Below are 13,098 nucleotides of genomic sequence, written 5' to 3' on the forward strand. Positions count from 1 at the left end.
ATGCTTCACGACGCAATGCTGCCCGGTTGCTGTTCAGCATGACAGGTATGGCATATGGTACTAAAAAACCAGAACTGTCATACTGAGCCTCAGGCGAAGCATCGGTTCAACGGAGTGATGGCACTAATGATCAATACTGTCATGCTGAGTCACCGGCGAAACATCTGTCCAGCGGAGAACTTTATGCATAGTTATCAGGGAGTATATAGGAACAATGTTATACTATATGACAAATCACTGCAAAAAAGAAAATACAGCCAACGACCGATGCTTCACGACGCAACGCTATGCGTTTGCTGTTCAGCATGACAGGTATTGATTATTATCCTTAATGAATCAAAAGCAGAACTGTCATGCTGAGCCTCTGGCGAAGCATCTGTCCAGTGGAGTACTTTATGCATAGTTATCAGGGAGTATATAGGAACAATGTTATACTACGTGGCTAATCACTACAAGCATGAAAATACAGCCAACGACCGATGCTTCACGACGCAACGCTGTACGGTTGCTGTTCAGCATGACAGGGCGTTGAATATTATTCACGATGAGTCAAAAGCAGAACTGTCATACTGAGCCTCTGGCGAAGTATACGTCAGGTAAAAGTGGCAAACAATCAATATTTATTTGATCACCGGCCTTAACACAATATTCCGGTATTCCACCGTACCATGGTCTCCCTGCAGATAGATAGGACCCGGGATGAACTCATTGGAGGTGATGGCACCTCCGGTACATCCGCGGACTGGCTGATTGTCGATAATCTTTTTGCCGTTCAGGATGACCGTCACATGCCGGTCAACCAGGGTCATGTCCAGGGACTGCCACTGTCCGGCAGGCTTTTCGGCGGCCATGGATGGTGTGATCCTGCTGTACAACGCGCCCATGTTGTGCGGATCAAGGTCCTTCCCATAGCTGTCGAACACCTGGATTTCGTAGATGCCGCGAAGATAAACGCCGCTGTTGCTTCCTTCCGGTACATTAACTTCCAGGCTAAGATTGAAATCTTCAAATTCATCTACTGTCCGTAAATTCCCGTAATGGATGTGGTGGTTTGGGTCGTTCTGAACCGGGTTATTGTTCAATATGCCGTTGGACACACTCCAGCCGCTGGTCACATCATCGCCCATGATCTCCCAGCCTTTCAGGCTATTTTGATCCAGGAGGTTGATGGCCGGTCCGAATTTAACTTTAGCAAGGTCCGGAGCCGGAGGATCGGCCGGTAATTTTTTTCCATAAAAGCTCGCGCGTTCGACCCGGGTACCATCGGTGCGCGGAAAGTAACGGACGCCATTCAGGGTCTCGCCCTCCAGGTGCATTTTTAACCAGGAGGTGACTTGTGCTTTTTTATCACCGGGTAAATTACGCTCGCCTACAAACGTAACGACGAGGTCATCCCCTTCGAGGTAGGCGTGACTGACCGGAACCACGCTGCCGCCATACCAGAGCACGCTGGCTCCGATGTAGCCATCTTCCTGGGTGACTTCCAGCCAGCCGGCATTGAAGGTGCCGTCAAAGGGTGGGAGGGTGAGGGCCCAGGTACCGAGATAAGGGGTTAAGGATGCATTATCTTGGGCAGAGACGTTGACCTGTACGATCAGGGCTAGGGTCAGGGTAGTCAGTAGAATCTGGATTCGTTTTTTCATCGATGATGGTTTGAAGTGTCAAGGTAATTATTCCTGCAAACAGCGCCAAGAGTATCCTGCCAGATACCTTTGAATTAAAATAGTAAAAAAGAGATATGTAGGTGTCAGATTTGAGACGCACAAGCTGAATCTTGTGGGTCGAGATTAACTGTTGGTCAAAATCAGACGATATGGGGCTTTGGTGTAAGCCGCAACTGTTTGAACAATGGGTACGCCCCTCCTTTGACAGCCGTTGAAAAACGGTGGAATTGTGGGTGGCCGTCAAGGAGGGAGGGAGCAAATACCTTATAAACCAGACTCTTCAGATCAATGACTGGACGCAAAGGTGAGTTTTGCGGATTACGAGGTTTTTCTCCCTTTTTGCCGATACAAAAAGGGAAATAAAAAAAGAACAACGATCAGGACCAATAAGGTAATTGATTGAACCTTTAAAACAATCAAGGGCTCACAGCTATCCACATGTTGTTAAGTCAATTTTTGCATCACAATAGGCCCTGGCACCTCGACCTTACATTTTGCAATAAATATGTGACAGTCCTTTGTTTTTCCTTGTATTAAAGACATACGGTCAATCCCTGCCTTCCAGGGCTCTGCGCTGGTAATTAATCTGACCGAGGTGGTAATTCAGGTGAGCCAATAGCTGGACGACGACATAGCCGTTGGTGCGTAGGGCATCGTCAAATGGGATGGGGTAGGGAGCAGTTAAGTCGATGCTATTTATTGTATTGGTGATCAGGGGGATCAGTGCCTCCATTTGCCGGATCAATTCTTCTTTGGGGACTCCGTTTTGGGTGAATTCCCGCTCCCGGTCCCGGACATATCCGGTATGGGCCAGCACCGTCCCAAAGAGGTAATTGGATCCGCCGATCAGGTGTAAGACCAGGTTCCCGCTGGAATTACGAATCGAACCTGCCGTTTTCCACAGATTCCCTTCATTTCTGAAGGCCTTGACTTCATCGATAAGTTTGTGTAAGTCGCGGGTATAGAATTGAGCCAGCGTTTTATTCAAAGTGCAAGGAATTTACTTCGGGTGGAATAATCTTCGGTCGATCGTAAAATCTTCTATGCGAATGATCTTTACGTGAATCCTATCCGGATGCAATGGATTTATAATCACATTAACCTCATCCGGGATGATGGCTGAAGGCACCTTCAAGGCCAGGGTCTTCATAGCCAATAAAAAATGATCGCCCAGTTTTTGCGTTTCATCCGTCGGAGGAAACCGATTCCAGTTTTCGGACAGGGATTTTGGATCTAAAACTTCGATCAGCGCATCGGGCACTTCTAACGTTGCAATGGAATACGATGGTGGCACCATTCCCAAAGGCAAATGCACCGCCACTTCGAGCAGGCTCAGAGCCCGGGATTCTGAGGTGTAGATGGCGGGGATCCCTTTCCGATTCCAGCGACCACCAGCCATTTGCGCGCCTCTCCCTGATAGGTCACCGGCATATTTTCGTTTGCCAATCCGGTAGACGATCATGCCAGGATGCCGTATTCGATCCGGTTTAATTCATCTTTGACCACTTCGACTCCGAACGTACTATCCAATAAGTCTTTGGGCTTGCGTCCTCCTAAAGCAATGCTGTTCAGGTTCAGCCATTGATCAAAGGATGCTTGATCTTCGAATACTTCCAGCCCGAGCTGATAGATGATCTGAATCTGGAGGATTCGTTCGGAGATGGGCTGTGGCATGGGTTTTTTATCCTTTTTATAGCGCTGCAGGGTACGTAGGGTGGTGTTTAAAAAATGCGACCATTCTTGCTGGGTGAAGGCCAGGTAACTGGCCAGCGTTTCAAAGGTTGAATAGAGCAACCCTTGGCGTGCTACCTCTACCAGTGTCATGACATCCCGGCCTTCTACTGCTTCGATAAGGTGCTTGCTTGATCCCATTGCGCAGATTATTAATTCCAATTTACGAAAAATGTCATAATATTAACGACAAATTGCATTAAGTAGTTTCGACCCAGGGAGGCGAACTTCGGGAAGGAGCGAATCGTGTCAACGCGCCAGAGTCCGCTCAGGCCTTCTTGACAAATTCGGATTTCAGCCCCATGGACCCAAATCCGTCGATTTTGCAGTCGATGTTGTGGTCGCCATCGCTCAGTCGAATATTTTTGACTTTGGTGCCCGCTTTGATGGGAGCTGAAGCGCCTTTCACCGGCAGATTCTTGATGACGATCACCGTGTCCCCATCCTGCAAGAGATTTCCATTGGCATCTTTGACCACCAGCGTTTCTTCGGCTGGAGTCTCGGCCGGGTTCCACTCATGACCGCATTCCGGGCAGGCATAGGTCTCTTCCCGCAGAAAGTATCCATAGGGTGAGGCGCATTGCGGGCAGGTTTGAAGGGTGTCGGGCATCGCTATTTTGGTGTTTTGATGCGGCAAAAATAAAGATCTCCCGATAGCAAACACTGGTTTTCGGTGATTATTCACCGGGGGAAGCGGATACGGCTCATCAAATACCAGTAAATGAAATGCAAGGATGCAATGGTCTATGTTAAGTGATCAATAGGTTTTCAAAGGCGATTTACGGTCAGTTTTCCACCGAATGATCTCCCCGGGCCGCTTGCCTCCCTCATGCTGCTTGAGTATGCCTACAATCGGTGTCTCTGTACAATTTGTTCTTTTCGTGGTCAAACAGTTTTAGGTTAGGTTTTCTGGCTCGATTTAAGGCGTCTGGTTCTCGTTGAAGTCTACATTCTCTACTGTCAAATTCGCTGCTTAAATATATTCAGATTTAATATTTATATCCTAACTTAATAGGATGATTATCAGATTACTATAACTTTAGCTTTGACTTACGCATGAAATGCCCTCATTGCAAAAATGAAAATCCAAGCCAAGCACAATTTTGTACGAATTGCGGCTCAAGTCTCCAAGGAATATGCAATCAATGTGGTGCAGCAAACCCCACGACCGCCAAATTCTGTATGGCTTGTGGGGCAACACTTCACGTCCAGAAAACGATAAATATCAATGTTTCCCAAAAGACGAGGAAGGCCGAACGACGCCAACTTACCGTGATGTTTACAGACATCGTCGGATCGACGGCACTATCTGAGCACCTTGATCCAGAAGACTACCGTCAAGTGATGTTGGACTATCAAGAGGTTGCCAATATAGCAATCCAGAAACATGGAGGCCATATCGCTCAATATCTTGGCGACGGATTGTTAGTTTACTTTGGCTATCCGAAGGGCCTGGAAGATGCACCGGTAGCTGGAGTAAGAGCTGGATTAGAAATCATTCAAGACATTCAAATAGCAAATAAGGAATGGATCAAACGCTGGGAGACTGAGATTAAAATCCGAATTGGGTTGCATACTGGAATAGTGGTGGTAGATGATCATTTAGCTTTGGGAGAAACGACCAATATAGCAGCCCGACTTCAATCGGAGGCCCCAATTAATGGATTGGTAATTAGCCTGCAAACTATGAAAATGATTGAAGGGTGGTTCGAGGTCATAAGTCTAGGTGAAAGAACTCTGAAAGGCATAGCACAGCCTGTGGAGATTTTTCAAGTTCTTCGTTCGAGCAGCGCTAAAACTCGTTTGGATGTCACCCAAAAAGTATTAGGTAGACTTTCACCACTGGTTGGGAGAGAGTCGGAATACAAATTGATCCAGGAAAAATGGCAAAGGACCCAAGATGGCAATGGCAATCTCATATTTATTTCAGGAGAAGCTGGCATCGGGAAATCGAGGTTGGTACGGGCTGCTTCCGACGAATTGGTTGAAGCGCATAACTTGTCAAAGCATGTAATTAGATGTTCTGCTTATCACCAGACCAGTGCCTTTCATCCACTAACTGAATTTTTAGAGATTGAAATATTTCGAATCCGAAGTGAGGATGGATTGGAGGATAGATATGCAAAGGTGAAAGAGGTATTGAATCGAATTGGAATCGACGACCAATCCACCATTTCGCTACTTGCAGAATTCTTGAATCTTAAGTCGGATTTGTTTTTACCCCTTCAACTCAGTCCTGTCGCCAGAAAGCAAAGATTAATCGAAAGCATTTCCCATATTGTACTCAGGCACCTACCAAATCAAGTTCTGGTTATTGAAGATTTGCATTGGGCGGATGCCTCAACTTTGGAATGGCTTGACTTTTTAGTTGATCATCTACCTGATCAAAAATTATTTCTTCTATGCACTTCACGGCCAGGATATACACCCAACTGGGTAACTCGGTCTGAAGTTACCCCGATAACTTTGCAGCGATTATCCAGATCTGAAACCAATCAGATTTCCTCGTTCTATGCGGATGGTAAGGGATTGCCTCCTGAAATATTGAATCAAATATTCCTGAAGACGGAAGGTATTCCTCTTTTCGTAGAAGAATTAACCAAATTGATTCTGGAATCCGGCACTATGCAGGAACTTGAAACGGAATACAAAATGAAAGGTGACAAACCAAAACTTGCAATACCTACTTCTTTGCAAGATTCATTGCTTGCTCGATTAGATCGATTAGAGCAAGTGAAAGAAGTTATACAATCAGCGTCTGTGATCGGACGAGAATTTTCTGTGAACCTTCTTTCAGTTGTCACAGAAACTGATCCAGGTAAACTAGTTCAATCTCTTGAAGCATCCGTTCAAGCTGAGATCATTTACCGTCAGTTGAATGATCACCGGGTGGTTTACAAGTTCAAGCATGCCCTAATTCAGGATGCAGCTTATGAATCCTTATTGAAAAAACAGCGAGTACAACTACATCAAAAAATTGCTGAAATACTGAATGATACATCGGATACTAAAATAACTCAACCTGAGCTAATAGCATACCACTATACCCAGGGTGAGCGACCCTTGGTTGCGATTCCAATATGGCTGCAAGCAGGACAAATGGCCGCACAAAAACATGCTAACAAGGAGGCAATATCACACTTGGAGCAGGGCATGTCGCTACTTAAGTACGTTGATAATGATGAAAAACGGCAGGATCTTGAACTTGATTTTAATTTGACGCTCGGAGGAGTAAGTATTGGTTACTATGGTTATACGCATCCTAAGGTTGGCATCTATTTCAGTCGAGCACAACAGATTGCTCAAAACATTGATATAACACCTAAACTTGCATTTATACTTTACAATCTGCAGACCTACTATATGCTTTCCGAAGAATCAAAGACAACAAATGATTTAATTGAATATTGCTTACAAGTTGGTACCTCGATTGAACAAGGCTACCTTTTTAATCTTTTTGGCCTGCATATTAAGGGTACCGTGAACGTGTTCCTGGGTCAATTTAAACTGGCAAATAAATTTTTAAAAAATGCGATAGAGATCTATCTGCCGGCTATTAATATACCACTAGAATTGTCACCAGGGGGCAAGGTCGATATTTGCGTTGAGGTATGGTGGTCAGTTAGTCTACAAATCTCTGGCTTTCCTGATCAAGCTAAGTCCATCACCAAACACCATTTGGAAATTGCTGAAAAACATAAGGACTCGCGTACTTTATATCATATCTATGCTTGGGCAGGCTGGCAACTAATCGAAGCCAGAGAGTGGGAATCAGCTGAAAAAATTTTGAAAAAATACTTGCCAAAAGCTATGGAATTCGGTGATCCGTTCTTCATGCTTGCAGGAGAATCTTTTTATAATATTTCCAAAGCATATCAGGGTGATCTTGACGCCTTCAGGCATTTTGTTAATGTAAATCTGGAGACGGCAAGAAAAATGGGTGCCAAATCAATAGAAAGCATTTTTTCATCCTATGTTGCAGAAATATATCTTCTAAATGGTGATTTTATAAATGGCCTGAAATGGGTTAACTCATCCATTTGTCTTGTAAATCAATCCGGATACCATATGCATACCGCAGAGCTCTATAGGATAAAAGGTTTGATGTTATATGGTTTGAATCCACAGGATCCTGAAATTGAAATTAACTTAACTATGTCGCTTGAAATGTCGAAGAAACAATTTGCTAAAACTTATGAACTGCGAGCTGCCTGTGATCTTGCAAGATTGTGGACTGAGAAGGGAAAGATAAATGAGACCAAACAACTAGTTTCGGGAATTTACGATTCATTTACAGAAGGTTTTGAATCCATCGATTTGAAATCCGCCCAGAACCTACTCAACGAAATTGAAAATCTTAGGTGAGAATCAAATGATATTTTATCATAAATATTTTTAATTATGCTGTTTAAGTATTTGATCTCATTGTCATTCATTATTAATAGTTAATTTATTAGCTTTTTCAATTAATTTACTCCCATGACAGCTCTTGATTTCGATTATACCAGTGAAATAATATTTCTGTTCTAAAAATGCTATTTGGATCCTTTTGTAGCCTTCCCCGAGACTGTAGCCTTCCCCGAGAATGTAGCCTTCCCCGAGAATCGGACAGTTTAAAACTAGACAGAAATCTTAACTTTAAACTGTTTGACCATGAAAAGAACAAAATTTACAGAGACAAAGATTGTCGGCATACTCAAGGAGTATGAAGCCGGCAAGCGGACAGAGGACATCTGTCGTGAGCAAAAAATCAACCGTGCGACTTTTTACACCTGGCGCAAAAAAGTACGGAGACATGGACAACCAGCAGCTGAAACGGCTTAAGGAATTGGAGGATGAAAACCGCCGGCTCAAGCGTATGTTTGCGGATTTGAGTCTGGATCACCAACTGCTAAAAGAAGTATTGGAAAAAAAGTTCTGAAGCCTGCTGAGCGAAAAAGGCGAGTGTAGTATTTGATGGAAGAAAAAAAAGTGTCCGTACAGCAGGCTTGCCGGGTCGTTAATTTACCCAGGTCCCAATGGTATTATAAGTCTAAACGGGACGATCATGAAGTAGAGGTAGCACTTCAGGAGTTGGCTGACTTATTACCTACCCGAGGATTTGACAACTATTTCGGCAGATTGAGATCGCAGGGATATACGTGGAATCGCAAACGGTTACTTCGAGTATACCGGACACTGCAATTACCGATAAGACGAAAGCGCAAAAGAAGACTGCCGGCAAGCATAAAGCACCCTTTGGTCCTTCCAATTACCATCAATCGTACCTGGAGTGCCGATTTCATGCATGATTCACTGGAATATGGTCGAAGGATCCGGGTATTAAACATCATTGATGATTACAGTCGGGAAGCCTTACGCATCGAGGCTGATTACTCACACAGTGATGAAAGCGTCGTTCGGATCCTGAATGAACTGGTGTGGGAAAGAGGCATACCCCGAGCTATCCGGGTAGATAACGGTCCGGAGTTCCGGGGAAACTCCTTTACCAATTGGTGTAAAGAAATGAATATAAACATCCTTTTTATACAGCCCGGAAAGCCGATGCAGAATGCTTATATCGAACGATTCAACCGATTATTCAGAGAAGATGTACTGGATGCGTACTTATTCGAAGACCTCGAACAGCTACGCAAACTGTCCGAAGAATGGCGCGAAGATTACAATTTGAATCATTCACATAGCGGTTTAAATGGATTGTCACCATTGAATTACAGAAATCAAATAAATTTGAATCTGTCTAGTTTAAACGTGTCCTAATTTGGGGAAGGCTACATTCTCGGGGAAGGCTACACATGCTTCTATTTCGGTGCGGTCAATTGGTATCATTTGAGTACTGTGTTTTTTTACATGGCATACAACGTTCGAAGCTTGACGCATGGCTGGTATTTTATAACTGTCAGCCCGCCAACTGAAACAAATAAAAAACGGTTGCTGAAGTTAACAACTAAAAGCTAAATAGAATTCAGTCAAGCCCGATATTAGCTGATAGCAGTACAACCGCCGATTGTTGTTCCGTCCGCCAGCCTTGCGGCAAACCTTTTGTTGGGCGTTCGTGCTGTTCCTTTAAGTCATTACGGATTTACCTAAACATTTTTCTCTTAATTCTCTTATTTGTTCCTTGCTTAATCCGTCAAATTTTTTGTCAATGAATATTTTAATATTTCTGTCTAAACTATCTAAATGAAGTATTCCATTAATGTCAATCGTCAATATGACTTCTATCTGCTGACTACCTCTTAGTTGTGGCGGAACATTGTCAATAGTAAATTTTATAAGGCTTTTATTCTCTTTCGCTACAGTGCTGAAACCTTGAAGTAAATGAACTTTAATATTCGTTTGCCAGTCTTCGGAAGTCTTAAAATTTATTGTTGTTTGTACTGGTATTGGTGTATTTACTTTTAGGATAAGTTCGGCTAATCCGTTTGGTAACGCATAATAAAGAGACAAAGGAATAACATCTTCTAATGAATGATTTATTTCAGAAAAAAGAATATGTCCAATTGAAGTATCAGCAAAGTGCGATAAAATTTTTCCAGCGATTGTGGGGCAAATTAAATCTAATAATGACTGCTTAAAAGCTTCGTCCAATTTCATTGAAATTTCATAAGGCTTTGTATCCTTCATTCTATCAAATGCTTCGCCCTCAATTCTATCTTTGTATGAACATCTGGGAAATTCAAACTTATGTTTGGTACTTCTAATTCTGTCAAGTATTTCTTTTGAAATTTCAGTTGTAGTATAATAGTATTTTGTTCTTTCTTTCCGAAAAATTGCACTCAAAAAATACCAAAAGTTCACCTTGATAAATTCAATCAACTCTTCTTTTGCTATATCATTGTACTTGTTCTTTAACGGGTCATAAAGTTGCAAAGCCTGATTTGGATTAGCCTTGATTAGTTTATTGGTGATATTTATAGCTATCTCAACACGTCTGATAATCTCGCCTTGATATTTCGTAAGTTCATTGCCCATCCTCAAAATTGTTTGCTTGCTGCTGTAATTTTAGTTTAGCCTTTTCAAAGTATTCATCCCAATTCACAATGCTGATAATCGTCTTATATGTTTCACTGTTCTTTATAAGTTCAATTTCTTTTTTCAATTCTGCAATTCTAAATCGTAGCTTTTCCATTTCAGCTTTTAAAATTTGCTTCTCACTAATAACATCAGATTTACTGACAAAGAAGTTTCCTTTTTCTAAATTGCTTAAAATCTCTTTTACTTTTTCTAAATCGTTCTCCTCATATGCAAGACTTAGTTCCGAAAAGAGTTTTGTGGCTAATTCTTTTTGTTCATTACTGACCACATCTGGATGACAAAGTTTGCTTGCTTTACGATACTTGTCTTTTAGTTCTTTCTGTTCCTCGTCTGTGAGTACTATTTCTTGCTCATCTTTTGAAGCCTCAAATTGATTTTGGTAGGTATTGTAATCGTATTCAGCTTCACTTTCATTATTAGTTCCCTTTGCTTTTTCTTTTCGGTAACGCAAAACTTTTAAAAGCAGTTCTCCTAATTCTTTGTTATGCCTTACTCCAAATTCATGAATAACCTTTTCTAAATCAGCTTTATCATTCGACAATGCATTTAATTCAACTTCTAAAGATCTTATTTCTAATCTTAATGCTTCAACTTGTGGGTCATTGTATATAACAAGCCTTTGGTGGCTATTGATAAAAGTATCAATGGTAGTTACTGCTTCACTATAAGATTTGGACTTAAGAGCTTTAACGATATTTTTAACATCCAATGGTAGGTTCTGTTGCTCAAGTTTTACAATATGAGCATTGATTTCATCTTCCTCTTCCAAGGCGATTAGGTTTCTGATTAACTCTAAGCGTTTGATGAGTTTGGAAATGTCAAGGGTTGGTTCTTCTATCATTTTTTGATAAGTTACAACTCACTGTAGCATGACGCCCACCGTCTGGGCGCATGCGCCGTCCCGCCTTTGATTGAATTCTTCTAAGTTACAATGTCGGTTGATAGTTTCATATTCTTCCTTTGTACCTCATTCTATCAGGCGGGATGGTAGTTATGCGCCAGGTTGGCAGCAGTATAATTTTTACCAGATGCTATTTGAGTATCTTTTAGTACTTGATAATTTCGGGGCTGAATATTTGAAAGAAGGGGCCTTGTAGGGTCTACTAATTGATTTCGGGGCTGAATATTTAAAAGAAGGAGCCTTATAGGGTCTACTAATTGATTTCGGGGTTGAATATTTGAAAGAAGAAGCCTTATAGGGTCTACTAATTGATTTCGGGGTTGAATATTTAAAAGAAGGAGCCTTGTAAGATCTGCTTGTTGACTTCGGGGTTGAATAGTTAAAAGAAGGAGACTTATAGGATCTGCTTGTTAATTTGGGGGTTGAATAGTTAAAAGAAGGGGCCTTATAGGGTCTACTAATTGATTTGCGGGTTGAATAGTTGAAAGTTTTATTGCCATATGTTGAACTTACATTTCTTCTTTCCGTAGCAGTTTTCTGATTATGTTGTTCTATAGTAATTAACTGCATGTTACTGGGAACATCCCGACCTCCTTGGGATAAAGGAACAATATGGTCAACTTGGTAACCATTTGGAACTTTTAAGTAACCCCTACTTTTTAAAAATTCCTTTCTGGCCGATGAGTTTCGTTCTACTTTTGGTTGTCCTGTTGTTTTGTATGTTTCCCCTAAAATGTATTTAGTCCCAGCTAAATTGTAAGTTGGTTTCTTTATTTGGGATGTAGTATATGTAGATTTTTTATATGTCGTGTTAGTTGTCTGTGCATATGAATCGTTATCAACCGACAAAGCTGTCATTAAAAGCAGGATAAATCCAAATTGGCTTATGTTATTCGTCATATACTCAAATTTAAGAATAGTTTTAAAATAATGCTGCCGAAAGTTGGCATTATGGCTAGTTCGTTTGATGAGCACTTGGTTTCTTTCGAAGATGGGACATACGGAACTAAAAGACTTTATCTGGTACATGGCTAGCACATTGGCTATTACAACAGTTCTTATAGCCTAAAGTCCTTTAAAAAAGAATAACTCCAATTTATCGGCATCAACATCATTGGTTTGTGATATTTCGTGCATTTGATTCACATAGTGAACATAGGCTTCAGGCTTTTGATTTGGCTCTATATTTAGAATATGGCAAAGATCCTGATTGATAGAGTTAACTAGACTTATGGTTTTTGCCACTCTTGCATCAAAGATCAATGGGTATTTTTTCATATTGAGGGATCGACCAAGAAAATAAAGGAACTTGGAGAAGAAGTTGACTCGGCACCTTTTCATTTGATTGAATGAAACATGCGCTGCATGTATATCATTTTTTTCCAAACATGTTTTGGCACTTTCCAAAATGGTGAGAGCCTGATCGTATGTATTTAGCATATTTGAGACCTTCCATGGACCTCGGTTATCGGCTCTTCCATTTTCTGAATAACCGTGACCCCAGATCATTGTCAAAATGAATCCGCTCATCAAAGACCCATGCTGAGATCGTAAATGATTGATAATATCGCCTCGTGTGATATGATTTGCATATTTATGGGCAATAAAAATCATTTCATCAGAGACCAAATTATTTTTATAGTCGAAGTTTACCCAATGGTCACTGTTGAAGTAAACTACTTGTTCTAGTGGATTGAGGTTATTTATTTGCTCAAGATAAGGTTGTATGTTCATGGCATATCATTAAGGATTGACAGCAGTTTT

Annotated in this window: 10 protein-coding genes and 1 pseudogene; 2 read left to right on the forward strand and 9 right to left on the reverse strand. The window is 41.5% G+C overall.

The features are described from left to right. Positions 1-620: 620 nt before the first annotated feature. The 5 genes from H6570_05275 to H6570_05295 all read right to left on the reverse strand — a co-directional run bounded on the left by H6570_05275 (position 621) and on the right by H6570_05295 (position 4,005). On the reverse strand, positions 621-1,643 hold the full coding sequence (locus H6570_05275; protein MCB9318673.1) for a DUF1080 domain-containing protein: 1,023 nt from the start codon (positions 1,641-1,643) through the stop codon (positions 621-623). A gap of 568 nt (positions 1,644-2,211) precedes the next feature. After that, complete coding sequence (locus H6570_05280; GenBank protein ID MCB9318674.1) at positions 2,212-2,652, reverse strand: DinB family protein; 441 nt, start codon at positions 2,650-2,652, stop codon at positions 2,212-2,214. A gap of 12 nt (positions 2,653-2,664) precedes the next feature. Continuing rightward, positions 2,665-3,126 carry an RES family NAD+ phosphorylase gene (locus H6570_05285; GenBank protein ID MCB9318675.1) on the reverse strand — a complete coding sequence of 154 codons (462 nt, stop codon included), beginning with the start codon at positions 3,124-3,126 and terminating at the stop codon, positions 2,665-2,667. Next, positions 3,123-3,536 (reverse strand): DUF2384 domain-containing protein, encoded by a 414-nt coding sequence (locus H6570_05290; GenBank protein ID MCB9318676.1) that lies wholly within the window; start codon positions 3,534-3,536, stop codon positions 3,123-3,125. Before H6570_05290 ends, H6570_05285 begins: the two co-directional genes overlap by 4 nt. A 127-nt stretch (positions 3,537-3,663) precedes the next feature. Continuing rightward, on the reverse strand, positions 3,664-4,005 hold the full coding sequence (locus tag H6570_05295) for an alkylphosphonate utilization protein (GenBank protein MCB9318677.1): 342 nt from the start codon (positions 4,003-4,005) through the stop codon (positions 3,664-3,666). A 446-nt stretch (positions 4,006-4,451) separates the two neighbouring features. Between H6570_05295 and H6570_05300 the strand changes: the two genes are divergently transcribed. Both H6570_05300 and H6570_05305 read left to right on the forward strand, forming a co-directional pair. After that, positions 4,452-7,760 carry an AAA family ATPase gene (locus H6570_05300; protein MCB9318678.1) on the forward strand — a complete coding sequence of 1,103 codons (3,309 nt, stop codon included), beginning with the start codon at positions 4,452-4,454 and terminating at the stop codon, positions 7,758-7,760. 288 nt (positions 7,761-8,048) lie between these two features. Beyond that, positions 8,049-9,155 (forward strand): annotated as a pseudogene (locus H6570_05305) (IS3 family transposase). Positions 9,156-9,461: 306 nt separating this feature from the next. On the opposite strand, the gene H6570_05310 reads toward H6570_05305, so the two are convergent. From H6570_05310 to H6570_05325, 4 genes are all read right to left on the reverse strand, one after another. Continuing rightward, on the reverse strand, positions 9,462-10,370 hold the full coding sequence (locus H6570_05310; protein ID MCB9318679.1) for an Hsp70 family protein: 909 nt from the start codon (positions 10,368-10,370) through the stop codon (positions 9,462-9,464). Beyond that, complete coding sequence (locus H6570_05315; protein MCB9318680.1) at positions 10,360-11,274, reverse strand: DnaJ domain-containing protein; 915 nt, start codon at positions 11,272-11,274, stop codon at positions 10,360-10,362. The genes H6570_05310 and H6570_05315 overlap by 11 nt, the downstream gene beginning before the upstream one ends. Before the next feature lie 180 nt (positions 11,275-11,454). After that, positions 11,455-12,234: an HNH endonuclease gene (locus H6570_05320; GenBank protein ID MCB9318681.1), complete on the reverse strand. Its 780-nt coding sequence runs from the start codon at positions 12,232-12,234 to the stop codon at positions 11,455-11,457. A 165-nt stretch (positions 12,235-12,399) separates the two neighbouring features. After that, positions 12,400-13,068: a hypothetical protein gene (locus tag H6570_05325; protein ID MCB9318682.1), complete on the reverse strand. Its 669-nt coding sequence runs from the start codon at positions 13,066-13,068 to the stop codon at positions 12,400-12,402. Positions 13,069-13,098 lie beyond the last annotated feature (30 nt).

The organism is Lewinellaceae bacterium, assembly GCA_020636135.1.
In the GTDB taxonomy this organism is placed as follows: domain Bacteria; phylum Bacteroidota; class Bacteroidia; order Chitinophagales; family Saprospiraceae; genus JAGQXC01.

Coding starts and splice junctions, on each gene's coding strand:
- H6570_05275 (MCB9318673.1), bottom strand. CDS start 1,643: ATGAAAAAACGAATCCAGATTCTACTGACTACCCTGACCCTAGCCCTG.
- H6570_05285 (MCB9318675.1), bottom strand. CDS start 3,126: ATGATCGTCTACCGGATTGGCAAACGAAAATATGCCGGTGACCTATCA.
- H6570_05290 (MCB9318676.1), bottom strand. CDS start 3,536: ATGGGATCAAGCAAGCACCTTATCGAAGCAGTAGAAGGCCGGGATGTC.
- H6570_05295 (MCB9318677.1), bottom strand. CDS start 4,005: ATGCCCGACACCCTTCAAACCTGCCCGCAATGCGCCTCACCCTATGGA.
- H6570_05300 (MCB9318678.1), top strand. CDS start 4,452: ATGAAATGCCCTCATTGCAAAAATGAAAATCCAAGCCAAGCACAATTT.
- H6570_05310 (MCB9318679.1), bottom strand. CDS start 10,370: ATGGGCAATGAACTTACGAAATATCAAGGCGAGATTATCAGACGTGTT.
- H6570_05315 (MCB9318680.1), bottom strand. CDS start 11,274: ATGATAGAAGAACCAACCCTTGACATTTCCAAACTCATCAAACGCTTA.
- H6570_05320 (MCB9318681.1), bottom strand. CDS start 12,234: ATGACGAATAACATAAGCCAATTTGGATTTATCCTGCTTTTAATGACA.
- H6570_05325 (MCB9318682.1), bottom strand. CDS start 13,068: ATGAACATACAACCTTATCTTGAGCAAATAAATAACCTCAATCCACTA.